The following is a 26,612-nucleotide window of genomic DNA, read 5'->3' on the forward strand; positions in this document are numbered from 1 at the left end:
GCCGGCCGCCGGTCCAACCGTCACGGCCGGCCTCCGATCACGCCGGAGTACCCATTCTTGCGAGCGAGGGCGCCTCGGCTACCCCATTCGCTCCGCCGAAGAATAGAATGACGGCGTGACAGCTGTTCGAGGCCGGTTCTGCCGGGAATATTTTGCGGTTCTTTGCCTGCGCGCCGTTGATGCCGTGGGCAGGAAATCTCGTCGTGCTCGCCCGTAGTTGATCGGGAGCTGCATATTTCGGCCCGATTACCTCCAATGAGGGCTTTCGTTGAAAAATCAGGTCGTTATCGTAGGCTGTGGTCGAATATTCGGAGATTGTTTGGCTTTGATTTCGCAGGGCAGGCAAATTCGAGGCGCCCCTTCCTCCTCCGCCTGGGTGCTATTCGCAACACTTGGCGAGCAAGTTCCTGCATGATCGCTTTTCAGATTGCGTCGAGACGGGAGGCTGTCGAAGAAATGGGGTCGAGGAGGAGCGCCATGGCCTTGGGTTACTCGGATTCCCGGCTACGTCGCACGTCGCTGCGGTTCCTGCTGCTGACGGGGACGGCGTTGAGCCTGGGGGCGGTGACCAGTGCCCAGGCGCAGGACGCGACCTGGCTTGCCGCGCCCGGCACGAACGAATTCTCGACCGGAACCAATTGGAGCACGAATACCGTTCCGAGCGGGACGGGCTTCTTCGACACTTCGACGGTTCTGGGTATCACCAATTCCGGCAACACCTCCCTGGGTGGCATCACTTTCAATGCCGGCGCCAGCAGCTTCACCATCACGAATACGGCCACTTTCCCGAATGCGTTGACCTTCACCGGTGCCGGCATCGTCAACAATTCAGGCGTGGCGCAGACCTTTATCAATCAGGGGCAGTTGGATTTCCGCGGTTCGAGCTCCGCTGGGAATGCGTTCATCACGAACACCAACAACGCCAGTGTCGAGTTGGCATTCTACGATACGGCCACGGCCGGGAATGCGACGATCACGAACAACAGGGATCTCGTCTTCGTCGGTTCGAGCACGGCGGGCAATGCGACGATCACCAATAACGCCAATACCTATTTCTATTTCTCCAGCACGGCCGGCAATGCGCAGATCACCAATACCGCCACCGGCGTGATGCTGTTTCAGGACACCAGCAACGCCGGGACCGCGACCTTCACCAACGGCAACCGGCTGGAATTCCTGGGTACGAGCTCGGCCGCCAACGCCACCATCACCAACAATCACTACCTCGCCTTCTTCACCGCCAGCACGGCGGGCAATGCGACCATTACCAATACCAATCTGGCCGAGTTCCGCGACAACAGCACGGGCGGCAACGCGGTCATCACCAACAACAACACCCTGTCCTTCCTGCACAACAGCACGGGCGGCAACGCGACGCTGCTGACCAATGCCGGAGCGACCACCAGCTTTGCGGGCAGCACCGGGCCGAATGGCGACGGCAAGCTCAGCATCGGCTCGATCGCCGGCGCCGGCGCCTATGTGCTCGGCGGCAACGAGCTGACGGCCGGCAGCAACAACGCTTCGACCGAGGTCAGCGGCGTGATCAGCGGGGTCGGCGGATCCCTGGTCAAGACCGGCGCGGGAACGCTGACGCTCTCGGGCAGCAATACCTATTCGGGCGGCACCACGATCGCGGGCGGGACGGTGAGCGTCTCGGCCGAGGCCAATCTCGGCGATGTCTCGGGCGCGCTGACCCTGAATGGCGGCGTGCTCCAGGTGACCGGCACGATGCTCACGCAGCTGGCGCGCAGCCTTAATTTCGGGGCGAATGGCGGCGGTTTCGATATCGCCGCAGCCGGCAACACCTTCACGGTGGCGCAGTCCCTCACGGGCCCGGGCTCGCTGTCGAAGTTGGGAGCCGGCACGCTGCTGCTCACCGGCGCGAACAGCTATACTGGCGCGACGACGGTTGCCGGTGGGACCTTGCGGGCCGGCAGCGCCGGCGCCTTCTCCTCGGCCTCGACCTTCACGGTGCAGAGCGGCGCGACGCTCGACCTCGCCGGCTTGAACCAGACCGTCGGCTCGCTCGCCGGCGCAGGCACGATCACGCTGGGCGCCGGAACCTTGACGACCGGGGCCAATGGCGGCTCGACCACCTTTTCCGGGACGATCGGCGGAACCGGAGGCCTGACCAAGACCGGAGGGGGGACCTTCACGCTCGCCGGGGTGAGCAGCTATTCCGGCGCGACGACGGTTGCCGAAGGCATGCTGCGGGCGGGTAACGCCGGCGCCTTCTCCTCGACTTCCGCCTTCACCATTGCTGGCGGCGCAATGCTCGGTCTCGGCGGGTTCAACCAGACCATCGGCTCGCTCGCCGGCGCCGGCGCGATCGATCTCGGCACGGGAACCTTGACGACCGGGGCGAACGGCGCCTCGACCAGCTTCTCCGGCTCGATCGGCGGGACCGGCGGCCTCGTCAAGAACGGTGCAGGCACCTTCACGCTGACCGGGGTCAACAACTATACCGGTGCGACCACGGTCAATGCCGGCAAGCTTGTGGTCAACGGCGCGCTCGCGAGTACGGTGACGGTCAATGGCGGATCGCTCGGCGGTTCGGGCACCGTCGGCGGCATCGTCGCCAGCGCGGGTTCCACCATCGCGCCGGGCAACTCGATCGGCACGCTGACCGTCAACGGCAACATCTCCTTTGCCGCCGGCTCGATCTATCAGGTGGAGGTCAACGCGGCCGGTCAGGGCGACAGGATCGACGTGCTCGGCATGGCGACGCTCTCCGGCGGCACGGTCCAGGTCCTGGCCGAGAACGGTAACTACGCGGCGGCGACGCGCTATACGATCCTCACCGCCGGCGGCGGTGTCACCGGCCAGTTCTCCGGCGTCACCTCGAACCTCGCCTTCCTGACGCCGACGCTGAGCTATGGCGCGCAGAACGTCACCCTGACGCTGGTCCGCAACGAGCAGAGCTTCGGGCCGGAAGGCTCGGGCCGGCCCTATATCGCGGCGACGCGCAACCAGGGCTTCATTGCGAACGCGGCAGAGCGTCTGGGAGTCGGCAATCCGATCTATGACAACCTGATCTCGGCGACGGCGGCCGAGGCACGGGCCGGCTTCGACCTGCTTTCGGGCGAGGCTCATGCCCAGGGCGTCTCGGTCGCGATCGGCGAGAGCCGGCTGGTGCGCGAGGCGGTGCTGGGGCGCCTGCGCGGCTCGCTGCTGACGCTGCCCGGCGAGTCGGTTGCGGCCGGGTTCTCCGCCGATCTGCCCACGGCCAAGGCCCCGGTGCTGATGCCGGCGCCGCGCTTCGACGACCGCTTCACCATCTGGGGCGAGGCGGTGGGCGCGCATGCCAATACGGATGCGGACGGCAATGCGGCGAGCCTGTCGCGTCGGACCGGTGGTGCCATTCTCGGCGCCGACATGAAGCTCTATGACAGCGGCGCGAGCTCGCTGCGGGTCGGCGTCGCCGGCGGCTACACCCGCTCGGATTTCGATGTCGACGCCAGGCTCTCCTCCGGCCGGCTCGAAAGCGGCCATGCCCTGATCTATGCCGGTGCGCGCTTCGGCGGCTGGCGGCTCGATGGCGGCCTCGGCTATTCCTTCGGCGAGACCAGCCTGACCCGTCAGGTCCGGATACGCGGCTTCGGCGACACGCTGCGCTCGGAACGCGATACGGATCTGCTCCAGGCCTTCGCCGAGCTCGGCTATGCCTTCCGCTTCGAGCGTTTCGCCATCGAGCCCTTCGCACAGTTGGCACTGCTGCGGGTCTCGAGCAGTTCGTCCTTTGAGCGGGGTGGGCCGGCGGCGCTGCAGGTGCTCTCGGGCGAGCAGAATCTCGGCTTCACCACGCTTGGCCTGCGGGCCGAGGCGCAGCTCGGCGCGATGCCGCTCTTCGCCCGCGGCCTGCTCGGCTGGCGCTATGGCTTCGGCGAGCTCACGCCGCAGGCGACGACCGGCTTCGTCGCCGGCACCACGCCGGCCCGGGTGTTCGCGACCCAGATCGACCGCAATGCGCTGGTCGCCGAGGCCGGGCTCGACTGGCGCGTCAGCAAGGCGACGACTGTCGGTCTCGCCTATTCCGCGGCGATCGGCGAGCGTACCCGCGACCATGCGCTCAAGGGGCGTTTCGAGGTCAGGTTCTGAAAGGGCAGGGGGCGCGAACCGCGCCCCCTCTCATTCGGCTTCGAGCACCAGCTCCAGAGTCATCAGCACCGGGTTGTCGCCGCGCCTGAGCGATCCTTGCGCCATGCCGCCGGTATAGTCGACGAGCGCGATGGCGATCCCGGCTTCCGGCCTGCCATCGCGGCCCGGCGCGACGCTGCCGGCGGTGATCGCGATTTCGGTGGCGAAGGGCTCGGTCGCGCCGCCGTCGAGGAAGCGCGCGCCGATCGTCGAGCCGACGCCGCCATGGATCCTGGCGCGGGCGATGCCCCGATCGGAGCAGAAGCCTTCCAGCGCCGCGAAGACATCCTGGTTCGGACACAGGCGCAAGACGAAGAAGCGGTCCTGCGGGGAAGGGACGAAGCCCGGCTGCGGCGCCGGTATGAACAGCTTGAAATTGGTCTCGGGGTCAGGCCGGGCGACGAAGCCCGCACCGTCGATCCCGACCGCCTCGACCGTGACCGGCTCGGCGAGAAAGCTCTGGTCGGGCAGGATGTGCCCGCCATTGCGGCGCCCGTCGGCCTCGCGCCAGAGCGCATGGCCGTGGAAGAAGGGCGCGCCGTCGCGCGTGCCGAAGGTCAGCGCTCCCGTCTCGATCCGCGCCACGCCTTCCGGCCGGAAGGTCTCGCTATAGAAGGCGGCGTGCTCGGATGTCTGCGACAGGGCCGGCATCACATAGGCGAAGGGTGAGAGTGCCAGGCCGGCCGGCAGGCGCAGCACGCCGCTGCCGAAACCCTGCGCCGCGAAGGCCTCGCTGATCGCATCGAGCAGCATCTGGCCGGGCTTTAGCTCAAGGGTCAGTCGCTGCCCGCGCGCCTGCGCCCATTGCACGCGCTCAGGATTGGCCGGTCCCGGCTGGCGGATCGTCCTCATGTGCCGGAGCCCGGCGCGCGCACGAAATCGAGCAGGCCGCGCTTCTCCAGCTCGTCGCGGACGAGGCGTTTCGGCACCTTGCCATAGCCGGATTTCGGCAGTTCCGCGAAGAAGAAGAAGCGCTTCGGCATCTTGTAGCGCGGGATCTTCTCGCCGAGATATTCGGCGAGCTCCGCCTCGCTCGGGCCCTTGCCGCGGGCAACGCAGACGGCGATGCCGATCTCGCCCCAGACCGCATCGGGCACGCCGAGCACGGCCGCCTCCGCGATCGCGGGGTGGGTCAGGATCTTCTCCTCGATCTCGCGCGGATAGATGTTGGAGCCGCCAGAGATGTACATATCCGAGGCCCGGCCGGTGATATAGACGAAGCCCTCTTCGTCCATATGGCCGAGATCGCCGGTGCGGAACCAGCCGTCGCGGAACGACTTCGCATTGGCCTCGGGGTTCTCGTAATAGCCGGCGAAGACCGCCGGGCCGATCACGCAGATCTCGCCGGTCTCGAACGGCGAAAGCTCCTTGCCCTCGTCGTTCTGGATCTGGACCTGGATGCCGGTGCGCTCGACGCCGCAGCTGCCGATCCGGGCCTGCGGCCCGTCCTCGGCCTCGTGCAGATAGGGCGGCAGCACGGTGATGTTGCCGGTGACCTCGCCGAGCCCGAAATACTGCACCAGTACCTTGCCGAGCTTCTTCAGCGCCGTCTTCTGGTCCTCGCGATACATCGGCGCGCCGGCATAGATGACATGGCGCAGCGAGGAGTGATCATGCTGGTCGACGGCCGGATGCTCGACCAGCATCTTCAGGATCGTCGGCACCGTGAAGATGTTGGTCACCCGATGCGTCGCGATCAGCCGGAAGGCCTCGTCGATATCGAAGCGCTCGGTCGGCAGCAGGATGCTCGGCGCGCCGCGTGCCGAGAGCACGAGCTGGTGCACGCCGGCGCCATGCGAGAGCGGCGCGACGACGAGCGAGGCGTCCGCCTCGGTCGAGCCCGGCACGAGGTCGGCGAGATGGTTGGTGATCACGAAGCCCATCTGGCCATGGGTCAGCACCGCCGCCTTGGAGCGCCCGGTGGTGCCGGAGGTGAAGAAGAACCAGCAGGGATCGTCGCGCTCGACCATGGCGTCGGCGACGTGCGCGCCCTCGTGCCCCGCGATCGCCTCGCCGACCGTCGTCTCGCCGAAATCGCCGGCTCCGATCCGCCAGGTGAACTGCAGCGCCTTGCTTTCCTTGGCGACGGCCGCGGCATGCTCCGGGAAGTCGCCATGACAGAGGAAGCCCTTGGCACCGGAGGAGGTCGCGAGATAGGCGACCTCGTCGGGCATCAGCCGGAAATTGGTCGGCACCCAGACCGCGCCGAGCCGGAAGGCCGCGAACATCGAGAAGAACATCTCGTCGCAGTTCTTCGAATGCACGAGGATGCGGTCGCCCTTGCCGATGCCGCGGGCGGCAAGCGCCGCGCAGAGCGCATGCACGGCGGCGTCGATCCGGCCCCAGCTCCATTGCCGCTCACCCCAGATCAAACCCGGCCTGTCGGCGAAGCGCTTGCCATTGCGCGTCAGGAAATGCGCGAGGTTCATCACCCGCGTCGAGACGGGCTTCAGCCCGCCGAGCGGGCCGGATGCCTCTCCGGAAGTCGTCATCAATTCGTCTCCGCTGGCTGTTTCGGGGCGCGTGCCGGCGCCTCTGGCGGCACGTGCAGGAGTTGGTTCCGGCCCAGCATCGCGGCGAGGCGCTGCTCGACCTGCTTGGCCTCGTGCCGCAACTGCACGGCGAGCTCTTCCTGTCGCTGCGGCCGCATGCGCGCGTCGATCGCCGCGATGCTGAGCGCGCCGGCGACGCGCCGGTCCGGGAAGCGCACGGCGACGCCGATGCCCCAGGAGCTGGCGACGATGCGGCCGGGATTGAGCGAGAAGCCCTGCGCGCGGGCCTGCGCGACGTCGGTGCGGAGGCTCGCCGGGGTATAGCTCGGATAGCTCTCCGCCAGGATGGAGCGATTGGCCTCGATCATCGCCTCGACCTCGTCGTCGCCAAGGGCCGCCAGCATGGCGAGCGAGCCGGCGCCGATGCCGAGCGGGTGCTGGTCGCCGGCCTGCAGCGCATGGGTGCGCACCGGCCAGGTGCCTTCCTCGCGGTGCAGGCAGACCGCGAAGCGGTCGCGCCTGACCGAGAAGAAGCTGGTGTCCTGGGTCATGTCGGAGAGCCGGCGCAGGCTCGCCAGGGCGAGATCGAGCAGGCCGTGCCGGCTACCGGAGAGCAGGCCGAGCACGAAGGCTTCCTCGCCGAGATGATAGCGCCTGGTCGCATCCGCCTGCTCGACCAGCCCGGCGCGCATCAGCGCCAGCAGCAGGCGCCGCACCGTCGGCTTGCTCAGTCCGGTCTCGATGACGATCTCGCTCAATGGCAGGCCGGCTGCGCTCTCGCGACCGACGAGCGAGAGCAGGCGCAAGGCGCGGTCGACGCTTTGCGATCCCTGCAAATCTGCCGTCGGCATGGCTCCTGCTCGCATTTCCTCGCACTCACGGGTCCATTATACGGACCTTCGATTTACTCCTAAATCTGTAGTTCGACATGGTTACGATTGCAACGACCCTCGATCTGTGTATGGTCCAGCCTGAAGCAGTGGTCCAAAAAGGCCACGATATGGACCTGAAGCCGGCGCTAGATTCGGCAGATCGGGCGGAATGGGGAGGGCGGCCTGATGGCCGATGCCAGCACGAGAGACGGCGCCGACGCCGTCCTGGACAGTCTCGATCATGAGCCGGCGCGCACCGGCTCGCCGCTGGTGCGGCCGCTCGAGATGGTCGCTGCGGCTCTGCTGGTCATCATCATCACCCTGCTGCTCGGCGGCGTCACCTCGCGCTATGTGCTGTCGATCCCGGTCGTCTGGATCGATGAGGCCGCCTCGATCTCCTTCCTCTGGCTCGCCATGCTCGGCGCCGCCATCGCCATCGACCGCAACGAGCACCTGCGTCTGACGCTGTTCGTCGGCATGCTGCCCGAGAAATGGCGCGGCCCGGTCCACGCCTTCGGCCTGCTCGTGGTCGCGACCTTCCTGCTGGTGATGACCTGGCCCGCGATCGACTATGTCATCGAGGAATCCTACGTCACCACCGCCGCGCTCAATATTCCCGCGAGCTGGCGCGTCTCGGCCATCGCCTTCGGCATCATCGCCATGCTGGCGCTGGTGCTGAGCTATGCCGTGCGGGTCTGCAGCTTCCGTGACCTCGTCATGGCGGGGCTGCTGATCGCCGCAGTCGCCGTCATCTGCTATCTGATGACGCCGGTCTTCAAGACGCTCGGCTATCTCAACATCCTGATCTTCCTGATCGGCGTCGTCGGTTTCTGCCTGGTCGCCGGCATCCCGATCGCCTTCTGCTTCGGCATGGGCGCGCTCTGCTTCCTGGCCTTCAGCACCTCCGTGCCGATCTTCGTGATGATCGGCCGCATGGACGAGGGCATGTCGAGCCTGATCCTGCTCTCGGTGCCGATCTTCGTTCTGCTCGGCTGCGTGCTCGACGCCACCGGCATGGGCAAGGCGATCGTCGATTTTCTCGCCTCGCTGCTCGGTCATATCCGCGCGGGCATGTCCTATGTGCTGCTCGGCTCGCTCTTCCTGGTCTCGGGCATTTCCGGCTCGAAGGTCTCGGACATGGCGACGGTCGCCCCGGCGCTGTTCCCGGAGATGAAGCGCCGCGGCTACCAGCCCAAGGAGCTGATCGCGCTGCTCTCGACCGGCGCCGCCATGGCCGAGACGGTGCCGCCCTCGATCGTGCTGATCGTGCTCGGCTCGGTCGCCGGCGTCTCGATCGCCGGGCTCTTCACCAACGGCCTCGTCGTCGCCACCGTGCTCCTGCTGGTGCTCGCCATCCTGGCGCGCTGGAAGGCGCGCGGCGAGGTGCTGCAAGGCGTGCGCCGGGCGCCGCTCGCAGTGATCGGCAAGACGGCGCTGATCGCGACGCCCGCGCTCGTCCTGCCCTTCCTGATCCGCGGCGCGGTCGGCGGCGGTGTCGCCACCGCGACCGAGGTCTCGACCATCGCCGTTCTTTATGCGCTGATCGTCGGCGTCGTGCTCTATGGCGGCATCGGCTGGCGTAAATTCTACGGCATGCTGGTCGAGACCGCAGCGCTCTCCGGCGCGATCCTGATGATCCTCGGGACCGCCTCGGCCATGGCCTGGGCCCTGACCCAGACCGGCTTTGCCCGCGATCTCGCAACGCTGATGACCGGACTGCCCGGCGGCTGGGTGACCTTCATGGCCGTCACCATCGTCGTCTTCATGATCCTCGGCTGCGTGCTCGAGGGCTTGCCGGCGATCGTCTTGATGGCGCCGCTGATGTTTCCGATCGCCAAGAATCTCGGCATCAACGACGTCCATTATTCGATGGTGGTGGTCACAGCGATGAATATCGGCCTGATGACCCCGCCGATCGGCATCGGTTTCTACATCGCCTGCAAGATCGGCAATGTGCAGCCGGACGAGGCGATGGGCGCGATCTGGCCCTATCTGCTGGCGCTGGTAGCCGGTCTGCTGATCATCGCCTATGTGCCATCCTTCTCGACCATGTTCCTGTGATCGTGATGCTGCATGCTTCGCCATGTCGTCATTGCGAGAAGGCTCTGCCGGCGAAGCAATCCGGAGGGATTGCGCGAGACCTCACGGATTGCTTCGCTTGCGCTCGCAATGACGACGAAACCTGACCGCCTATAACGACAAAAGCTTGGAGGAAACGCCAATGTCGATCTCACGCCGTACCATCCTGCAGGGCGCCACTGCCGCCGCGACGATCGGAACCTTCTCGATCGCGCGGGCGCAGACGCCTGAATTCACCTACAAATACGCCAACAACCTGCCGCTCGCGCATCCGATGAACGTGCGCGCCAACGAGGCGATGGAGAAGATCAAGGCCGAGACCAATGGCCGCGTCGTCATCCAGATCTTCCCGAACAACCAGCTCGGTTCCGACACCGACATGCTGAACCAGGTTCGCGCCGGCGGCGTCGAGTTCTTCACGCTGTCGCCGCTGATCCTCTCGACCCTGGTGCCGAATGCTTCGGTCAGCGGCATCGGCTTCGCCTTCCCGAACTATGACGCGGTCTGGAAGGCGATGGACGGCGAGCTCGGCGCCTATGTCCGCGGCCAGATCGCCAAGGCGAACCTGCATGTCATGGACAAGATCTGGGACAACGGTTTCCGTCAGATGACCTCGTCCAAGGGGCCGATCAATTCGCCGGCCGACCTCAAGGGCTTCAAGATCCGCGTGCCGGTCTCGCCGCTCTGGACCTCGATGTTCAAGGCGTTCGACTCGGCCCCGGCCAGCATCAACTTCGCCGAGGTCTACACCGCGCTGCAGACCAAGATCGTCGACGGCCAGGAGAATCCGCTCGCGATCATCGCGACCGCCAAGCTGTTCGAAGTCCAGAAATATCTCTCGCAGACCAACCATATGTGGGACGGCTTCTGGTTCCTGGCCAACCGCCGCGCCTGGGAGCGCCTGCCGCAGGACCTGCGCACGATCGTCGCCAAGCATATCGATGCCGCCGCCATGAACGAGCGCGCCGACGTCGCCAAGCTCAATGCCGGGCTGCAGGCCGAACTGACCTCGAAGGGCATGGTCATCAACGAGACCAAGCCCGACGAATTCCGTGCGGCGCTCCAGAAGGCCGGCTTCTACGCCGAATGGAAGGGCAAATATGGCGACGAGGCCTGGGCCATCCTCGAAAAGGCTGTCGGCGGCAAGCTCGCCTGAGCCTGCTGGCTCTGCCGTCATTGCGGCTGGAGCGAAGCGGGACGCCGAATCCATCGCGGAGCGCAACGCTCTTCGATGGATCGCCGGAACTGCCCGGCTTCACCGCTTCTCCCGAATGGCGGTGCATCGACGTTCAGGGCGTGGCGCTTTGGCGCCGCGCCCTTTTTGCTTGCGATCGCCTGCCCCTCTGCTTGCTCTCCGTCCCATATCCCCCTACCGTCCGGTAGGTAGTTGAGAGCGCGAAGGCGGCGCCAGGGAGGATCGCGATGACGGCAGCGGAGAGCTTCGGGGCTGATGGCGCGGGGCAGCGCCGCTCGCCCTATTTCAGCGAGGAGCACGAGGCGTTGCGCGACCAGGTCCGCCGCTTCGTCGAGACCGAGGTCAAGCCGCACGGACTCGCCTGGGAAGAGGCCGGCATGGTGCCGCGCGCCGTGCTCGAACGCATGGGTGCGCTCGGCTTCTTCGGCATTCGCTACCCGGCCGAATATGGCGGGGCGGAGATGGACACGCTCGCGACCGTGATCCTCGCCGAGGAGCTCGGACGCTCGACCTTTTCCGGCTTCGCGATCACGGCGCTGGTCCATACCGACATGGCCTCAGTCCATCTCTTCAATGCCGGCAGCAAGGCGCAGCGCGACAAATGGATGCCGGATGTGGTCGCCGGCAAGGCGATCTGCGCGGTCGCCGTCACCGAGCCGGATGCCGGCTCCGATGTGAAGGGCATTCGCACCACGGCGCGGCGCGATGGCGACCACTACGTGCTGAACGGCGCCAAGATGTTCATCACCAATGGCGTCCATGGCGATCTCTATTGCGTCGCGGCCAAGACCGATGCAGCGGCGAAGCCCTCGCAATCGGTCTCGATGTTCCTCGTCGAGAAGGGCATGCCGGGCTTCCGCGTCGGCCGCGCGCTCGACAAGCATGGCTGGCGCTGTTCCGACACCGCCGAACTGATCTTCGAGGAGTGCCGCGTTCCGGCCGAAAACCTGCTCGGCGGCGAGGGGCGCGGCTTCTACGCGATCATGAGCAATTTCCAGAATGAGCGTACGGTGATCGGCGCCATGGCGATGGGGGAGGCGCAGGCCGCGATCGAATTGACGCTCGACCATGTCCGCACGCGAAAAGCCTTCGGCGCGCCGCTCTGGGAGAAGCAGGCAATCCGCCAGAAGCTCTCCATGCTGGCCGCCAAGGTCGAGGCCGGGCGCCAGCTCGTCTACCACGCCGCCTGGCTCGACGTGCAGGGCTTCGACGCAACGCGCGAGGTCTCGATGGTCAAGGCCTATTGCGGCGAGCTGGTCAACGAAGTCATGTATGCCTGCGTCCAGTTCCATGGCGGCATGGGCTTCATGCGCGAGAGCGCGATCGAGCGCATGGCACGCGATGCCCGCGTCCAGGCGATCGGCGGCGGCGCCACCGAGGTGATGCTGGAAGAGGTGGCCAAGCGGCTGTGACGGCGCCAGCGATCCGAACAGGCCGGGCAGGGCCGGAGGGCGGCTCGCGCCGGCTGATCCTCGACATGGCGGCGCGCCTGCTGCGTTCCGGCGGGTATCACCAGACGAGCTTGCGCGAGATCGCCGAGGCTGTCGGCATCCGCAAGGCGAGCCTCTATCACCACTTCGCGTCGAAGGAGGAACTCGTCGAGGCGGTGGTCAATGACGGCGTCCGCTTCGTCGACGAGGCGGTGGCCGCGGCGCTGGCTGCAGCGGCGCAGGCGGGTCCGCGCCAGCGGCTCGAGGCGGCGATCGCGGCTCATCTCGCTGCGCTGCATGGCCATGGCGACTATACCAGCGCAGCGATCAAGGTTTTCACCTTCGGCAGCGGCCCTGTGCCGGAGAGCGTGCGCCTGTCGCGCCGGCTCTACGAGGATGTCTGGCGCGGCCTCCTCGCCGAATTGCGGGAGGCCGGAGGGATCGCGCCCGGCCGCTCGCCCGAGGCGCTGCGCCTGTTCCTGCTCGGCGCCTTGAACGGCTCGATCGACTGGTACCGGCCCGAGCGTTTCGATATCGCCGCGCTCTCTCGCGAATTCGCGGCCTTGGTCGCGCCTAACGGCGTCGACGCCGCGAAATAGCGTCGGTTTTCGCCATTTTCGACGATTTTCATTGAAGGCGCCGCCTCGCCTTAACCTTGCCTTGAGATTCGCCGCCGACGATGCCGCATGGCGCGCGACAACCTGTTTCGATTCGGTGGCGAGTTTCTCGATTCCGCCCGCGAGGCGGTGTTTCGGCAGGCCCGCCTTGCGGAAACGTTGCGGCAATGTCGTCTGATCTTCCTGGTTTCGGCGGTCCTCAACACGCTGTTCCTGGTCAGCGACTGGCGCTTCCACGGCACCTCGCATTTCTTCGTCGCGGTCCCGGCACGGCTCGTCGTGGTCGCCGCTTCGCTGCTTTGCTATGGGCTGGTGCGCAAGGCGACGCGCTTCGAGGAGGCGCAGTGGATCCTGATCGGCTGGGAGGTCGCGACCGCCTTGGCCGTGGCGCTGCTGGTCTCCTCGCGCAGCGATCTGGCGCTCTTCGTCGTGATGATGCTGCCCTCGATCTTCTATCTGGTCGCGCCGACCGCCTTTCGCTGGACGATGACGCTGGGGGGCGGCTGCAGTGCCCTGATGCTTGCCGGCTATCTCGGCCGTGGCCCGTTCCCGACGACGCTGCCGGGGCTGGTCCTTGTCCTGGTCATGCTGAATTTCGCGCTCGGGCTGGTGGTGATCCATGGCAACCGCCTGCGCCGGCTGGAATGGACGGCGACCCAGGCCGAGCGCGAGGCCAAGGATGCGCTCGGCGTCAGCCAGGCGATGATCGAGCGTCTGTTCATGGCGGTGCCGATCCCGCTGGTGGTGGCCTCCCGTGAGGACGGTCGCTTCCTGCGCAGCAATGATGCGGCGAAGCGCTATTTCGGCCGCGAGCAGCTTGCCACGGCACGGGTCTCGGACATCCTTTTCGCGGAGCGTGACCGGCGCGAGATTCTGGGCAGGCTGGAGCAGCAGGACCAGATCTCCGGCTACGAGGCGCAGATGCGGGACGGCGCGGGGGCCCGGCGCGATGTCCTGATCACCGCGACCGGCGTGCCGATCGATGGCGCGCTCGCCGTGTCGCGGGCATCGTCGACATCACCGATCGCAAGGCGGCTGAGGCCCGCGCCAGGTGGCAGGCGACGCATGACGACCTGACCGGCCTGCCGAACCGCCTGCTCTTCCAGGAGCGTCTGCAGCAAGCGCTCGATATCATGGCCGAGACAGGCGGCACGGTCAGCCTGTTCCTGATCGATCTCGACGACTTCAAATCGGTCAACGATACGCTTGGCCACGATGCCGGCGACGAATTGCTTTTCCAGGCGGCGGCGAGGCTCGCCGGCGCGCTCGGCCCGGCCGACATGGTCGCCCGCCTCGGTGGCGACGAATTCGTCGTGCTCTCGCAGCAGGCGCTCGATGTCGCCGGCGCTCGCCTCAAGGCCGAGGCCCTGCTCGAGGCGCTGCGCGAGCCCTGCGAACATGCCGGACAGATGATCAGCCCCCGCGCCAGCCTGGGCATCGCGCTCGCGCCGGAACATGACCGCGACGGCGGCGAGCTAAGGAAGGATGCCGATCTCGCCCTCTATCGGGCCAAGGCCAATGGCCGCAACATCGCGGTCGTCTACGAGCCCGCGATGCAGGCTGCGATGACCCGGCGGGTCGCGATCTGCCGCGATCTGGTGCAGGTCCTCCGGGAAGACCGTATTCTGCCCTTCTACCAGCCGCAGGTCGGGCTCGCGGACGGCAAGGTCGCGGGCTTCGAGGCGCTGGCGCCACCCGCAACGCGGCATCATCCCGGCTGCTGCCTTCCAGGAGGGCTTCCAGGATGTCGAGATCGCCGCCGGGATCGGCGATGCGATCGTCGCCGCGGTCCTGCGCGACCTGCGCGATTGGCTCGATGCCGGGCTCGAGCCGGGCATCGTCTCGGTGAACCTCTCCGCCGGCATTTTCCGAGATTCGGGGTTACCGGAACGCCTGCTCGGCAAGCTCGCGGCCGCAGGCGTGCCTACACGCTGCTTCGGCATCGAGGTCACGGAAAGTGTCTTGCTGGCCCGCAGCGCCGGCGAGGCCGAGCGCACCTTGCGGGCGCTGCGCGCCGCGGGGCTGCATGTCTCGCTCGACGATTTCGGCACCGGCTACGCCTCGCTCACCCATCTCAAGCGCTTTCCCGTCGATACGATCAAGCTCGACCGCAGCTTCGTCGGCCAGGTCGAGGAGGAGGGCGACGATGCCGCGATCGTCCGCGCGATGATCGCCCTTGCCACCGATCTCGGCCTCGGCATCGTCGCCGAAGGCGTCGAGACGGCGGGGCAGGAGGCCTTTCTGCGCCGCCATGGCTGCGCGCAGGCGCAGGGCTACCGCTATGCCCGGCCGGTCGCGGCGGCCCGAGTCCCCGCGCTCCTGAAGCAATCGACCCTGCTTCCCAAGCTCGCCGCCATGCGTGACGACAGCGCAGCAGCCTGAGTCAGCGCGCTGGCGGCGTCGTGCTTTTCATGGCCGTATGGGGCTCGTCCGAGTTCCGAAGCGAGTCGAATCCGTATGCGCGCCTTCTATCATCCCGAGCAATCGCTCCACGATCCCCAGCAGTATATGCGCTTCGGCCGTGTCGTCCCGCCGAAGGACCTGCCGGAGCGGACCGAAAAGCTGCTGGCAGCGCTGGCGCGCCACGGCGTCGCCCCGGAGACGCCGCAGCAGCACGGCACGGCACCGATCCTGGCCGTCCATGACGAAGGCTTCATCCAGTTCCTGGAGACGGCCTGGGCGCGCTGGCAGGACCTGCCGGCCGAACGCGGGCCGGAAGTCTGGCCTGCGACCTTCCCCTATTGGAGCGGCAAGCCGGACGAGGACAAGCGCCCGCCCTGCCGTCCGACCGGCTTCCTCGGCCAACTCGGCTGGTATCTCGGCGATCTCTCGGTACCGATCGGCGAGCATTGCTGGCGCTCGACCCTGCGCTCCACCGAGACCGCCGTCTCCGCCGCCGACGCGGTGCTCGCCGGTGAGCGTGCCGTCTATGCGCTTTGCCGTCCGTCCGGCCATCATGCCCGGGCCGACCGCTCCAGCGGCTTCTGCTACCTCAACAACTCGGCGATCGCCGCGCAGCGCCTGCGCAGCCGCTTCGGCAAGGTCGCGATCCTCGATGTCGACGCCCATCATGGCGACGGCACCCAGCAGATCTTCTATCGCCGCGACGACGTGCTGACCGTCTCGATCCATGCCGACCCGTCGAACTACTACCCGTTCTTCACCGGCTATGACGATGAGCGCGGCAACGGACCGGGCGAAGGTTTCAACCTCAACCTGCCTCTCGTCCATGGCGCCGCCGGGCCGGAGATGGAAGCTGCCATCGACCGGGCCGGGCGGGCGATCCGCGACTTCGGCGCCGAGGCGCTGGTCCTGGCGCTCGGCTACGACGCCCATAAGGACGATCCGATCGGCGTGCTGAAGCTCGACGCCGCCGACTTCGGCGGCATCGGCCGCCAGGTCAAGGCGATGGGGCTGCCGACCCTGGTGGTGCAGGAGGGCGGCTATGCCATCGAGGCGATCGGCGATTGCCTCGATGCGTTCCTGGGTGGGTTCAAGTAGCGCTCCTTCTCCCCTCGGGACGAAGGTCCCGGTAGGGGATGAGGGCGGTTCGACCGGGTGAAACGAGAAAAGGGCCGCCTACGCGACCCTTTTCTCATCCGTCAGCGCTACGCGCTGCCATCTTGTCCCGCCGCATGTCCGGCGTTTCCGACGTGCGCATCCAAAAGTGCCAATCTCGGGCAAGCCCGAGATTGGTGGGAGAAGGTAGATTTCGCTACTCCGCCGCCTCGCGGCGCGGCAGCACCCAGTCCGGCCGAGCCCAATGGCAGGTGTAGCCGGCCGGATAGCGTTCCAGGTAGTCCTGATGCTCCGGCTCGGCCTCCCAGAAATCCCCTTCGGGCTTCACCTCTGTGACGACCTTGCCCGGCCAGCGGCCGGAGCTGTTGACCGCAGCGATCACCTCCTCGGCGATCTGCTTCTGCGTCTCGTCGACATAGTAGATCCCCGAGCGATAGCTGGTGCCGAGGTCGTTGCCCTGGCGATTCAGCGTCGTCGGGTCGTGGATCTGGAAGAAGAACTCGACCAGCTGCCGGTAACCGATCCTGGCGGGGTCGAAGACGATCTCGATGCCCTCGGCATGGCTGCCGTGATTGCGATAGGTCGCATTCTTCACATCGCCGCCGGTGTAGCCGACACGGGTCTTCTCGACGCCGGGGAGCTTGCGGATCAGGTCCTGCATGCCCCAGAAGCAGCCGCCCGCGAGTACAGCACGTTCCGTCATGTCAAACCTCCTTGCTGCCGCCGAGATAAGCATCGGCATCCGAATTCGCCATGGCGCTCGTCATGTCGCCGCCTTGGTTTTCCCACGGCAGCCCTGATCGCTTGAAGAGGCCGTCGGGAGACGGCCTCTTGCATCGCGGTTGAGCCAAGGCTCTGCGGCGGCGAGGAGCCCGAGAGCTCAGATTACCGCCTCGATCAGGAACGGGCCTTTCCGCGACAATGCGCCCTTGAACAGCCTGGTGAACTCCTCGGCCGTGGTGGCGCGCCCGGCCTCGACGCCCATGCTCTTCGCCATCGCCACCCAGTCGAGCGCCGGCTGGTCGAGATTGAGCATTTGCGTGGCGTTCTTGCCGAAATCATTGACGCCGACGGCGCGCATCTCGCCATGCAGGATCGCATAGGTCCGGTTGGCGAAGATCACGGTGACGACGTCGAGATTCTCGCGGGCCTGCGTCCACAGGCCCTGGACCGTATACATCCCGGAGCCGTCGGCCTGCATGCCGATGACCTTGCGGTCAGGGCAGGCGACCGCCGCGCCGATCGCCAGCGGGATGCCTTCGCCGATCGCGCCGCCGGTGAGCTGGATATAGTCGTGCTGCGGCGCGTGATGGCACTGCGCATAGAACATCCGGCCCGACGAGATCGATTCATCGCAGATGATGCTGTTCTCGGGCAGCAGGGTCGAGACGATGGTGCAGACCTTGTCGGCGTCGAGCGCTCCGGTCGGGAGCGCTCCGTTAGCGGCAGCCGGTTCGGCGATGAAGGCCGGCGCTACGGCGCGGGCCGATAATTCGTCAGCCAGAGCCTCGATCGCGCCGGGCAGGTCGTCGCCGGGCGCAGCCAGCGTCTCGACTGCGCAGCCGTCATGGATCAGCCGGCCGGGCTTGCCGGGATAGGCGAAGAAGCCGACCGGCACCTGGGCGCCGACCAGCACCAAAAGGTCGACGTTCTCAAGCTGCTTCAGCGCCATGTCGATCGGGTAGGGCACCTTCGGCAAAGCGACGCGGCCGGCGCCGCGCTCGATGCGCCCGTTCGACATCTGGCCGAAGACGCGCGCCCCGGTCGCGGCGCAGATCCGCGCAGCCGTCTCCATCGGTCCCTCGCGCAGCGCGAGGCCGGTCATCATCAGCGCGGCGCGCGAGCCGTGCTTGCGCAGCAGCGCCGCGATCTCGCGCACCCGTGCCGGATCGGCGCTCTTCAGGGTGGGAACCGTGGTCGGTGCGAGCGTCGCCGGCTCGACGCTGCCCCAGGCGCAATCGGCCGGTAGGATCACCGTGGTGACGCCCGGCAGGGAGAGCGAGGCGGCATAGGCCTCGCCGATCGCCGGGCCGACATCCTCGGGACTCTCGATGCGTCGGACGAAATGCGACATCGGCCAGGCCAGCCCCTCGATGTCGCTGGTCAGCGGCGCGTCATGCTGGAGATGGTAGGTCGCGTGGTCGCCGACGACGTTGATCATCGGAGTCCTGGCGCGCTTGGCGTTGTGCATGTTGGCGAGGGCATTCGCCATGCCCGGCCCGCAATGCAGCAGGGTCGCAGCCGGCTTGTCGGCCATGCGGGCATAGCCGTCGGCGGCGCCGGTCACCACGCCCTCGAACAGGCCGAGCACGCAGCGCATCTGCGGCTTGCGGTCGAGCGCCGCGACGAAGTGCATTTCGGAGGTGCCGGGATTGGCGAAGCAGACGTCGACGCCGTTGATGAGGAGAGTGTCGCAGAGGCGATCGGCGCCGTTCATTCGGGAAACCTCGTCCATTTGGCGCTGCGCGCCGGGGAGGCGAGGGGATGAAATATCCCCCCTGCTGTCAAACAAGAGAAATTCATTGCCTCCCCCAGCGTCGTTGATGCCGGCTTGACTGATTTGCATAGGCATTTAACTTGCCTTGGAACAAAGCTTGCATCGTGCCACGACGAGGCTGGGTTCAGCTCCGCCCGCGCAAGGCCGGCGCAGATATCAGGGGAAGGGTTTCGAATGACGGATATGAAGCGTATCGGAGCGGTGGCGGGCCTCGGGCTCGCGGCGCTCCTGGCGGCGGGCGGCGCACAGGCGCAGACCAAGCTGACGATCGGCATGTCCGGCTGGACCGGTTTCGCGCCGCTGACGCTGGCCAAGGAAGCCGGCATCTTCGCGAAGAACGGCCTCGACGTGACGATCAAGAAGATCCCGCAGAAGGACCGTCACCTCGCCATCGCTTCGGGCGATATCCAGTGCGCCGCGACCACGGTCGAGACCTGGATCGTCTGGGACGCCGCCGGCATCAAGACCAAGCAGATCTTCCAGCTCGACAAGAGCTATGGCGCAGACGGCATGGCGGTGCGCTCGTCGACGGGCTCGATCAAGGATCTCAAGGGCAAGACGGTCGCCGCCTCGGCGCCGGGAACCTCGCCCTATTTCGCCCTTGCCTGGTTCCTCAAGGAGAACGGCATGTCGGTGAAGGACGTCAAGGTCGTCAACATGGAGCCGGGTCCGGCGGCCCAGGCCTTCATCGCCGGCCAGAACGACGCCGCGATGACCTATGAGCCCTATCTCTCGGCAGTGCGCGAGAAGCCCGATTCCGGCAAGATCATCGCCACCACGCTCGACTACCCGATGGTGATGGACACTTTCGGCTGCACGCCGAAATTCCTGAGCGAGAACGACGCTGCCGCACAGGCGCTGACCAAGAGCTATTTCGAAGCGCTCGAGATGATCAAGGCCGAGAAGGACAAGGCTTATGGCATCATGGGCGCCGACGTGAAGCAGTCGGGCGAGCAGTTCGGCAAGTCGGCGGGCTTCCTGCGCTGGTCTGATGCCGAGGGCAACAAGAAGTTCTTTTCCGGCGACTGGCAGGCCTTCACCAACAAGGCGGCCGATCTCCTGCTCGAGATCGGCCTGATCAAGACGAAGCCCGACATCAACACGCTGGTCGAGACGAAATACGTCGCCGGCAAGTGAGCGATGAAATCCTGCCGGATGTGCTGACCGCCGGTCTGCGTGTCGTGTTCTGCGGCACGCAGGCCGGGGCGGCTTCCGCCCGGCGGGGCGCCTACTATGCTGGACCCGGCAACAAGTTCTGGAAAACCCTGTTCGAGACCGGGCTGATTCCTCAGCCGCTTGGCCCGGCGGATTTCCCGGATCTGCCGCGATACGGCATCGGCTTCACCGATGTCGCGAAGGGGACCTCCGGGCCCGACACGGCATTGATGCGCCAGCATTTCGACATCGCCGGCTTCTTGGCCAAGCTTCGTCTGCACGCGCCGGCGGTCGTCGCTTTCAATGGCAAGCGTGCTGCTCAGGCAGCGCTGGGAGAGAAGAGGGGACTTAAGCTCGCCTATGGTCTCCAGCCATCCCTCCTTGTAGGAAGCCGCGTCTTCATTCTGCCTTCCACCTCCGGCGCTGCATCCGGCTTCTGGTCCATCGAGCCCTGGCACGAACTCGCGGCACTCGTGAAAGAAACGAATTCCTGACGATGAAACCCCTCCAGCCGGTCTCCGGCGGCGTCCGCATCGGCTACGGCGTCGCCTTCTTCGCGCTTTTCGTCGCCTTCTGGTCGGTCGCGACCTTCGGCGGCTTCGTCCAGAAGCTCTTCCTCGCCGACCCGCTGACCATGGTCGCGGAGGGCTGGAACCTGCTCACCGTCCACGGCTTCATGTTCGATATCGGCATGACGATCTGGCGCGTACTCGGCGGCTTCGTCCTTGCCGTTCTGGTGGCGCTGCCGCTCGGCATCCTGATGGGCGCCTACAAGCCGGTCGAGGCCTTCCTCGAGCCCTTCGTCTCCTTCGCGCGCTATCTGCCGGCCTCGGCTTTCATTCCGCTGCTGATCCTCTGGGCCGGCATAGGCGAGACCCAGAAGCTGCTCGTGATCTTCATCGGCTCGGTCTTCCAGCTGATCCTGATGATCGCGGTCTCGGTCGGCGGGGTCCGGCGCGATCTGGTCGACGCCGCCTATACGCTGGGGGCGAGCGACGCCTCGGTGGTGCGCCGGGTGCTGCTGCCCAATGCCGCGCCCGAGATCGCCGAGATCTTCCGCCTCGTGCTCGGCTGGGCCTGGACCTATGTCATCGTCGCCGAGCTGATCGGCTCCTCCTCCGGCATCGGCCACATGATCGTCGACAGCCAGGCGCTGCTCAACACCGGGCAGATCATCTTCGGCATCATCGTCATCGGCCTGATCGGCCTGATCTCCGATTTCCTGTTCAAGGCGGTCAACCAGCGCCTGTTTCCATGGGCGCAGGCATGAGCAAGCTTCTGATCGACCAGGTCGGCAAGGTCTTCCCGGCGCGCGGCAAGGGCGAGCCGACGCGCGCGTTGATGCCGACTTCGCTGAAGGTCGCCGACAACGACTTCATCACGATCCTCGGTCCTTCCGGCTGCGGGAAGTCGACGCTGCTGCGCATCATCGGCGGGCTCGAGACGGCGAGCGAGGGCAAGATCCTGCTCGACGGTGCGCCGGTCACCGGGCCGGGAGCCGATCGCGGCTTCGTCTTCCAGAGCTACACGCTCTTTCCCTGGCTGACCGTGGTCGAGAACATCGCCTTCGGCCTGCGCGAGAAGGGCGTGCCGGAACGCGAGCGGCTCGACATCGCCCGCAAATGGGCGGAGCGCGTCGGTCTTTCCGGCTTCGTCGATCATTTCCCCAAGCAGCTTTCCGGCGGCATGCAGCAGCGCACCGCGATCGCAAGAGCGCTGGCCAACGATCCAAAAATCCTGCTGCTCGACGAGCCCTTCGGCGCGCTCGACAACCAGACCCGCGCCCTGATGCAGGAAATGCTGCTCGGCATCTGGGAGCGCGAGCAGAAGACCGTGCTCTTCGTCACTCACGACATCGAGGAGGCGATCTTCGTCGGCTCGCGCGTGGTGGTGATGAGTGCGAGGCCGGGCCGGATCAAGGCCGACATCGCCATCGACCTGCCGCATCCGCGCCCCTACACGATCAAGACCACGCCGGACTTCGTCGCGCTCAAGGAGCGGCTGGTCGAGGAGATCCGTGTCGAGGCCGTGCTGGCGGCCGAGGGACACTGAGGCGGGCGCCGCGGCCGTACCGCGCTGCGCTTGCGGAGGCGGAGGGCCCGGCGGCACTGGCGACAGGCGAAGCTCGCCCCCATCTTTCCTGCAAATGGGGCTGGCCGCCGCGATATGCGGTCCGGGTAGAGCAGAATTGCATTGGCCCACCTCCCGCAAGGCGGGGCGCCATTGCCATCTTCGCCTGCAAAGGGGCACTGCCATGAGGTGGGGCCATGCGCGCACTGATTGCAAGGATGCTGTCCCGGCTGGTCCGGGAGCCTAGGATCGACGTCGTCTTCGCCGATGGATCGCTGCATTCGGCCGGGTCGGGCTCGACCGCGGCCGTCAGGTTGCGGATCGCCGATCGCGAGACCGAATGGCGGCTCGCGCTCGATCCCGAGCTCGCCCTGGGCGAGGCGGTGATGGATGGCCGCGTCATCGTCGAGCGCGGCACACTCTATCAATTGCTCGAGGCCCTGGTCTGCGGGCTCTCGCGTCAACCGCCCTCGGCCTGGGCCGGGGCATTGGGGCGGCTGCGGACTTCGATCCGCCGCATCAAGCAGCACAACACCCCGAGCTGGGCGAAGAGCAACGTCCACCACCATTACGATCTCAAGCGCGCCTTCTTCGAGCTCTTTCTCGATACGGACCAGCAATATTCCTGCGCCTTCTTCGAGCGGCCGGACGCCACGTTGGAGGAGGCCCAGGAGGCCAAAAAGCGTCGGATCGCCGCGAAGCTCGCACTGGAGCCCGGCCAGCGGGTTCTCGACATAGGCAGCGGCTGGGGCGGGCTCGGCCTCAGCATCGCCCGCCAGACCGGCGGCCACGTCACCGGCATCACCCTGTCGGAGGAGCAGTTCGCGCGTTCCAGTGAGCGAGCCGCCGAATCCGGCCTGCCGGTCGAGTTCCGCCTCCAGGACTATCGCGACGTGAAGGAGCGCTTCGACCGCGTCGTCTCGGTCGGCATGTTCGAGCATGTCGGTGTCGGCTACTATCGCGATTACTTCCGCAAGATTTCGGAGCTGCTTGTCGATGATGGCGTCGCGCTGATCCATACGATCGGGCGCGCCACGCCGCCGGGTGCGACCAACCCCTTCATCGCCAAGCACATCTTCCCCGGCGGCTATATCCCGGCTCTGTCGGAGATATCGGCCGCCGTCGAGAAGGAAGGGCTGGTCATCACCGATGTCGAGGTGCTGCGCCTGCATTACGCCCAGACGCTGAAGGCCTGGCGCGAGCGCTTCCTGGCGCGCCGCGGCGAGGCTGTCGCAATGTATGACGAGCGCTTCGCTCGGATGTGGGAATTCTACCTTGCGGCCTCGGAAGCGAGCTTCCGCTATGACGGGCTGGTGGTCTTCCAGCTCCAGCTCGCCAAGCGCCTCGACACCCTGCCGATGACGCGCGACTACATGGTGCCGGACGCAGTCGTCGGGGCCAGGCCGACATAGCGGGCACGCGGCCGGATCAGTCTTCCGGTCTCGTTCTGCTCCAGCGCATGGGCGAGCCAGCCCGTGCAGCGGGCGGCGGCGAAGATCTGGAAGGGTGCATCCGGCCGCAGTTCGAACCGCGCGGCGAGCGCCGCCAGCGCGAAATCGATGTTCGGCTCCTCACCCGTCAGCGCGCCGATGGCGGCCTGCGCCTGCGCATAGCCTGACGGTGCCTCGAAGGCTGCGAGCAGCGCCCGCGCCCTGGGATCCCCGTCGGAATAGAGCGGGTGGCCGAAACCGGGCAGCCCCGCGCCGGTTTCCAGTCGCGCGGCCACGGTCGCCTCCAGCCCGTCGCGTTCAATGTCCCGCATCAGCGCCAGCACGCGCGGCGCGACGCCGCCATGCAGGGGGCCGGAGAGCGCGGCGAGACCGGCCATGGCGCAGGCGGCGAGCGAGGCGCCGGTCGAGGCAGTGACGCGGGCCGCGAAAGTCGAGGCGTTGAGTTCATGATCGGCGAGCAGCACCAGCGCCCGCCGGATCGGCTCGGCGCCGTCGGCCTCGCAGCCCCAGGCTCGTGCCAGCCTCGCATGGATCGGCCCTGCGCCCGGCCCGCCGGCGATGGCGTCGACCAGCGCGTCGAGCACGGCGGCAGCTTCGAGATAGAGCGCCTTCTTGGCGCGGCCGGCCATTGGCCGGTCGCTCGCGGCTCGTGCGGCGATGACCGCGAAGACCCGCGCCAGCGGCTCGCCCGGCGGCACGAGCGTCGCCAAAGGGGGGAAGCGCTGCGTGCCGCAATCCCAGAGCAGGCGCGCGATATCCTCCAGCCTGGCGCTCTCGGCGAGGCGCACCGCATCCTGCCCGCGATACCAGAGCCCGCCGCGCTCGATCGTGGTGATGCCGGAGGCGAGTACCGGCTCGCCATAGGCGATCGTGTCCTCGGCGATCGCGGCCGGGCGCCGGCCGCGTGCCTTGCGGTGCTCCAGCCGGGCGACATCCTCCGCCCGGTAGAGGCTGCGGCGCGAATCTTCGCTGTCGTCGCGCGCTTCGATCAACCCGCGGCTGACATAGGCATAGAGCGTCTGTGGCTTCAGGCGCAGCCGCGCCATCGCCTCCTGCGCGGTCAGCCAGTCCTGCATGCTCTGCCTCCCACCGATATATATTGATTATATTGTTCAAGATTGATTGCTGCAATGCGGGAGGCGATCTTCGCGGTTACTGTTCCCGAGGAGTTTCCGATATGTCCGATGGTCTCGATGACGTCGTTGCCGCCCATACCGTGCTCTCGGAGGTCGATGGCGCTGCTGGCCGCCTGGTGATCCGCGGCCACAGCCTCGCTGAGCTTGCGGGCCGTACCAGCTTCGAAGAGATGGCGGCGCTGATGCTCGATGGCCTGCTGCCCGGCCTGCCGCAGGGGCCCGACCTGACGGCAGCGCTTGGCCAGGCCCGCGCCGATCTCTTCGGCATCGTCGAGCGCACCGCGCTGTCGGATGATCTCGGGCCGGTCGAGGCCATTCGCGCCTGGACCGCGCAGATCGCCGATGGCGAGGATGGTGAGACCGCACTGAAGCTTCTCGCCGCACCTGCCGTCTTCACCGCTGCTGCCGTGCGCAGGCAGCGTGGGCTTCCCGCGATCGTCCCCGATCCGTCGCTGTCGCAGTCGGCCGATACGCTGCGCATGCTGCGCGGCGAGGTGCCGACGACGGCGCAGGCCGCGGCGCTCGACAGCTATCTCGTCACCGTCGCCGATCACGGCCTCAATGCCTCGACCTTCGCTGCGCGCGTCGTCGCCTCGACCCGGGCCGGGCTGGTCTCGGCGGTGCTGGCCGGGATCAGTGCCCTGAAGGGGCCGCTGCATGGCGGCGCGCCGGGGCCGGTGATCGAGATGCTCGACGCTATCGGCGAGCCCGCAAATGCCCGTCCCTGGCTGGAGGCAGCCTTGGAACGCGGCGAGCGCCTGATGGGCTTCGGTCATCGCATCTATCGCGTCCGCGATCCGCGCGCCGATGCGCTGAAGCAGGCGATCACCCGGCTCGGCGCCGATGCTGGACGCCTGCGCCATGCCGAGGCGGTCGAGCAGGCGGCGCTCGCCATCCTGCGCGAGCGCAAGCCGGGCCGTTCGCTCGAGACCAATGTCGAGTTCTACACGGCGCTGCTGCTGGAGGCGCTCGGCTTCCCGCCGGAGGCCTTCACCTGCGTCTTCGCCCTCGGCCGCACCACAGGCTGGCTCGCCCATGCCCGCGAGCAGATCGAGACCGGCCGCTTGATCCGGCCGCAATCGGTCTATGTCGGTCCGCAGCCGAGGCGGGCGGCGTAGGTTCCGGTAGGGCGTGGGGCACCCTTCTCCCGTGTGGGAGAAGGGCAGGGATGAGGGCCCGCCCTTACCGATAGAGGTCGCAGCGGCGCCGTTGCATTCCAATAACTAGCGGCGGTCCCTCACCCCTACCCCTCTCGCATCCGGGAGAGGGGATCCCGCGCCTGCCTATATTGACGTCAACCAGATCGCGAAGAGCTCCGCCTGACCGCCGCTCACGGCAAGCTCGACACGACCGGGCGCATCCAAAACCCCGCTGTCGCCGGCGGGTAGCGCCGTGCCGTTCACCAGCCAGTCGCCGCGACGGGCGACCAGCACCAGCAGGCCCTCGGCTGCGCTGAGCGAGCCTGCGCCTGACAAGCGCTTGACCCGGTGCCGCCAGCGGCCGCGCCGGCTCATCACGTTGAGATCGTCGATCGGCCCATCGACCAGCAGCCCCTCGACCGCCCGGTCGGCGGCGAAAGGGCAGGGCGCGCTGGCGCGGTCGAGTTTGATACGCTCGCCATCGCCGAAGGCGAGGGTAATGCCCGAGCCGGTCAGCACCGACAGCGTCCGGTCGATGCCGGGAAAGGACGAGAACGGCCCGTCTGCGCCCACATGGGCCATGCTGATGCGCCAGTCGAAATCGGCGAGCGAAGCGCCTTCGGGCGAGACGGCGATTTCGGTCGTCGTCCCGCCGCCGTTCTTCCAAGGCATGGTCCGGCAGTCGGCGGCGCGGATGATGCGCATGGATCGGTCCTTCGAATTCAAGCGGCCACCCTTGTCATTCCGGGGCTCCGCGCAGCGGAGAACCCGGAACCCACGACTGGGCGAGCCCGACCTGACCATCACGTTGCACCCCGTCATA

At 67.0% G+C, this 26,612-nt stretch carries 21 protein-coding genes and 1 pseudogene; 15 read left to right on the plus strand and 7 right to left on the minus strand.

The window, feature by feature from the left end; translation table 11 throughout:
- Positions 1 to 477: 477 nt before the first annotated feature.
- Complete coding sequence (locus tag J0J10_RS01500) at positions 478 to 4,098, plus strand: autotransporter domain-containing protein (protein ID WP_291644687.1); 3,621 nt, start codon at positions 478 to 480, stop codon at positions 4,096 to 4,098.
- Between the two features lie 30 nt (positions 4,099 to 4,128).
- Here the strand turns inward: J0J10_RS01500 and J0J10_RS01505 are convergent, their stop codons facing one another.
- Genes J0J10_RS01505 through J0J10_RS01515 form a run of 3 tightly spaced genes read right to left on the minus strand, consistent with a single transcriptional unit; the run spans position 4,129 to position 7,480 of the window.
- Positions 4,129 to 4,989, minus strand: coding sequence for a PCC domain-containing protein (locus tag J0J10_RS01505; protein WP_291644689.1), 861 nt, complete (start codon positions 4,987 to 4,989; stop codon positions 4,129 to 4,131).
- The gene (locus J0J10_RS01510; protein ID WP_291644691.1) at positions 4,986 to 6,629 is read right to left on the minus strand and encodes an acyl-CoA synthetase; all 1,644 of its coding nucleotides are present in this window, start codon (positions 6,627 to 6,629) and stop codon (positions 4,986 to 4,988) included. Before J0J10_RS01510 ends, J0J10_RS01505 begins: the two co-directional genes overlap by 4 nt.
- Positions 6,629 to 7,480, minus strand: a complete 852-nt coding sequence (locus J0J10_RS01515; RefSeq protein ID WP_291644693.1) for an IclR family transcriptional regulator — start codon at positions 7,478 to 7,480, stop codon at positions 6,629 to 6,631. Before J0J10_RS01515 ends, J0J10_RS01510 begins: the two co-directional genes overlap by 1 nt.
- Before the next feature lie 207 nt (positions 7,481 to 7,687).
- Between J0J10_RS01515 and J0J10_RS01520 the strand changes: the two genes are divergently transcribed.
- The 8 genes and pseudogenes from J0J10_RS01520 (at position 7,688) to J0J10_RS01550 (ending at position 16,323) form a co-directional block, all read left to right on the plus strand.
- Complete coding sequence (locus J0J10_RS01520) at positions 7,688 to 9,562, plus strand: TRAP transporter large permease (protein ID WP_291635331.1); 1,875 nt, start codon at positions 7,688 to 7,690, stop codon at positions 9,560 to 9,562.
- A 160-nt stretch (positions 9,563 to 9,722) separates the two neighbouring features.
- Positions 9,723 to 10,736, plus strand: a complete 1,014-nt coding sequence (locus J0J10_RS01525) for a TRAP transporter substrate-binding protein (RefSeq protein WP_291644695.1) — start codon at positions 9,723 to 9,725, stop codon at positions 10,734 to 10,736.
- Between the two features lie 266 nt (positions 10,737 to 11,002).
- Positions 11,003 to 12,187 (plus strand): acyl-CoA dehydrogenase family protein, encoded by a 1,185-nt coding sequence (locus J0J10_RS01530; protein ID WP_291644697.1) that lies wholly within the window; start codon positions 11,003 to 11,005, stop codon positions 12,185 to 12,187.
- Positions 12,184 to 12,804 carry a TetR/AcrR family transcriptional regulator gene (locus J0J10_RS01535; RefSeq protein WP_291644700.1) on the plus strand — a complete coding sequence of 207 codons (621 nt, stop codon included), beginning with the start codon at positions 12,184 to 12,186 and terminating at the stop codon, positions 12,802 to 12,804. Before J0J10_RS01530 ends, J0J10_RS01535 begins: the two co-directional genes overlap by 4 nt.
- Positions 12,805 to 12,891: 87 nt before the next feature.
- Positions 12,892 to 13,899 carry a PAS domain-containing protein gene (locus J0J10_RS01540; protein WP_291644702.1) on the plus strand — a complete coding sequence of 336 codons (1,008 nt, stop codon included), beginning with the start codon at positions 12,892 to 12,894 and terminating at the stop codon, positions 13,897 to 13,899.
- Positions 13,900 to 13,934: 35 nt separating this feature from the next.
- Positions 13,935 to 14,303, plus strand: a pseudogene (locus tag J0J10_RS26990) (diguanylate cyclase domain-containing protein); the annotation flags it as partial.
- Between the two features lie 229 nt (positions 14,304 to 14,532).
- Entirely contained in the window at positions 14,533 to 15,204 is a 672-nt protein-coding gene (locus J0J10_RS01545; RefSeq protein ID WP_291645261.1) for an EAL domain-containing protein, read from the plus strand.
- 75 nt (positions 15,205 to 15,279) lie between these two features.
- Positions 15,280 to 16,323, plus strand: a complete 1,044-nt coding sequence (locus J0J10_RS01550; RefSeq protein WP_291644704.1) for a histone deacetylase family protein — start codon at positions 15,280 to 15,282, stop codon at positions 16,321 to 16,323.
- A gap of 214 nt (positions 16,324 to 16,537) precedes the next feature.
- Here the strand turns inward: J0J10_RS01550 and msrA are convergent, their stop codons facing one another.
- Together msrA and J0J10_RS01560 are read right to left on the minus strand one after the other, a co-directional pair.
- Complete coding sequence (msrA, locus tag J0J10_RS01555) at positions 16,538 to 17,044, minus strand: peptide-methionine (S)-S-oxide reductase MsrA (protein ID WP_291635344.1); 507 nt, start codon at positions 17,042 to 17,044, stop codon at positions 16,538 to 16,540.
- Positions 17,045 to 17,221: 177 nt separating this feature from the next.
- On the minus strand, positions 17,222 to 18,778 hold the full coding sequence (locus J0J10_RS01560; protein ID WP_291635346.1) for an acetolactate synthase large subunit: 1,557 nt from the start codon (positions 18,776 to 18,778) through the stop codon (positions 17,222 to 17,224).
- A gap of 243 nt (positions 18,779 to 19,021) precedes the next feature.
- Between J0J10_RS01560 and J0J10_RS01565 the strand changes: the two genes are divergently transcribed.
- The 5 genes from J0J10_RS01565 to J0J10_RS01585 all read left to right on the plus strand — a co-directional run bounded on the left by J0J10_RS01565 (position 19,022) and on the right by J0J10_RS01585 (position 23,475).
- Positions 19,022 to 19,975, plus strand: coding sequence for an ABC transporter substrate-binding protein (locus J0J10_RS01565; protein WP_291645263.1), 954 nt, complete (start codon positions 19,022 to 19,024; stop codon positions 19,973 to 19,975).
- Entirely contained in the window at positions 19,972 to 20,487 is a 516-nt protein-coding gene (locus tag J0J10_RS01570) for a mismatch-specific DNA-glycosylase (protein ID WP_291644706.1), read from the plus strand. The genes J0J10_RS01565 and J0J10_RS01570 overlap by 4 nt, the downstream gene beginning before the upstream one ends.
- Positions 20,488 to 20,489: 2 nt before the next feature.
- On the plus strand, positions 20,490 to 21,263 hold the full coding sequence (locus tag J0J10_RS01575) for an ABC transporter permease (RefSeq protein WP_291635352.1): 774 nt from the start codon (positions 20,490 to 20,492) through the stop codon (positions 21,261 to 21,263).
- Complete coding sequence (locus tag J0J10_RS01580; protein WP_291644707.1) at positions 21,260 to 22,045, plus strand: ABC transporter ATP-binding protein; 786 nt, start codon at positions 21,260 to 21,262, stop codon at positions 22,043 to 22,045. Before J0J10_RS01575 ends, J0J10_RS01580 begins: the two co-directional genes overlap by 4 nt.
- Positions 22,046 to 22,260: 215 nt before the next feature.
- Positions 22,261 to 23,475, plus strand: coding sequence for an SAM-dependent methyltransferase (locus J0J10_RS01585; protein ID WP_291644709.1), 1,215 nt, complete (start codon positions 22,261 to 22,263; stop codon positions 23,473 to 23,475).
- Here J0J10_RS01585 and J0J10_RS01590 read toward each other — a convergent pair.
- Positions 23,433 to 24,590 (minus strand): citrate synthase family protein, encoded by a 1,158-nt coding sequence (locus tag J0J10_RS01590; protein ID WP_291644712.1) that lies wholly within the window; start codon positions 24,588 to 24,590, stop codon positions 23,433 to 23,435. The two genes, J0J10_RS01585 and J0J10_RS01590, sit on opposite strands and share 43 nt — an antisense overlap.
- Positions 24,591 to 24,691: 101 nt before the next feature.
- Here J0J10_RS01590 and J0J10_RS01595 point away from each other — a divergent pair, with 101 nt between their 5' ends.
- Entirely contained in the window at positions 24,692 to 25,768 is a 1,077-nt protein-coding gene (locus J0J10_RS01595; protein WP_291644714.1) for a citrate synthase/methylcitrate synthase, read from the plus strand.
- 165 nt (positions 25,769 to 25,933) lie between these two features.
- Here J0J10_RS01595 and J0J10_RS01600 read toward each other — a convergent pair whose 3' ends face one another.
- The gene (locus J0J10_RS01600) at positions 25,934 to 26,494 is read right to left on the minus strand and encodes a HutD/Ves family protein (protein ID WP_291644716.1); all 561 of its coding nucleotides are present in this window, start codon (positions 26,492 to 26,494) and stop codon (positions 25,934 to 25,936) included.
- Positions 26,495 to 26,612 lie beyond the last annotated feature (118 nt).

Source organism: Allobosea sp. (genome assembly GCF_017308075.1).
Taxonomy (GTDB): domain Bacteria; phylum Pseudomonadota; class Alphaproteobacteria; order Rhizobiales; family Beijerinckiaceae; genus Allobosea.

Bases quoted from the DNA above. Each gene is read 5' to 3' on its own strand.
- J0J10_RS01500 (WP_291644687.1), top strand. From the start codon at position 478: ATGGCCTTGGGTTACTCGGATTCCCGGCTACGTCGCACGTCGCTGCGG.
- J0J10_RS01505 (WP_291644689.1), bottom strand. From the start codon at position 4,989: ATGAGGACGATCCGCCAGCCGGGACCGGCCAATCCTGAGCGCGTGCAA.
- J0J10_RS01510 (WP_291644691.1), bottom strand. From the start codon at position 6,629: ATGACGACTTCCGGAGAGGCATCCGGCCCGCTCGGCGGGCTGAAGCCC.
- J0J10_RS01515 (WP_291644693.1), bottom strand. From the start codon at position 7,480: ATGCCGACGGCAGATTTGCAGGGATCGCAAAGCGTCGACCGCGCCTTG.
- J0J10_RS01520 (WP_291635331.1), top strand. From the start codon at position 7,688: ATGGCCGATGCCAGCACGAGAGACGGCGCCGACGCCGTCCTGGACAGT.
- J0J10_RS01525 (WP_291644695.1), top strand. From the start codon at position 9,723: ATGTCGATCTCACGCCGTACCATCCTGCAGGGCGCCACTGCCGCCGCG.
- J0J10_RS01530 (WP_291644697.1), top strand. From the start codon at position 11,003: ATGACGGCAGCGGAGAGCTTCGGGGCTGATGGCGCGGGGCAGCGCCGC.
- J0J10_RS01540 (WP_291644702.1), top strand. From the start codon at position 12,892: ATGGCGCGCGACAACCTGTTTCGATTCGGTGGCGAGTTTCTCGATTCC.
- J0J10_RS01550 (WP_291644704.1), top strand. From the start codon at position 15,280: ATGCGCGCCTTCTATCATCCCGAGCAATCGCTCCACGATCCCCAGCAG.
- msrA (WP_291635344.1), bottom strand. From the start codon at position 17,044: ATGACGGAACGTGCTGTACTCGCGGGCGGCTGCTTCTGGGGCATGCAG.
- J0J10_RS01560 (WP_291635346.1), bottom strand. From the start codon at position 18,778: ATGAACGGCGCCGATCGCCTCTGCGACACTCTCCTCATCAACGGCGTC.
- J0J10_RS01565 (WP_291645263.1), top strand. From the start codon at position 19,022: ATGAAGCGTATCGGAGCGGTGGCGGGCCTCGGGCTCGCGGCGCTCCTG.
- J0J10_RS01575 (WP_291635352.1), top strand. From the start codon at position 20,490: ATGAAACCCCTCCAGCCGGTCTCCGGCGGCGTCCGCATCGGCTACGGC.
- J0J10_RS01580 (WP_291644707.1), top strand. From the start codon at position 21,260: ATGAGCAAGCTTCTGATCGACCAGGTCGGCAAGGTCTTCCCGGCGCGC.
- J0J10_RS01585 (WP_291644709.1), top strand. From the start codon at position 22,261: ATGCGCGCACTGATTGCAAGGATGCTGTCCCGGCTGGTCCGGGAGCCT.
- J0J10_RS01590 (WP_291644712.1), bottom strand. From the start codon at position 24,590: ATGCAGGACTGGCTGACCGCGCAGGAGGCGATGGCGCGGCTGCGCCTG.
- J0J10_RS01595 (WP_291644714.1), top strand. From the start codon at position 24,692: ATGTCCGATGGTCTCGATGACGTCGTTGCCGCCCATACCGTGCTCTCG.
- J0J10_RS01600 (WP_291644716.1), bottom strand. From the start codon at position 26,494: ATGCGCATCATCCGCGCCGCCGACTGCCGGACCATGCCTTGGAAGAAC.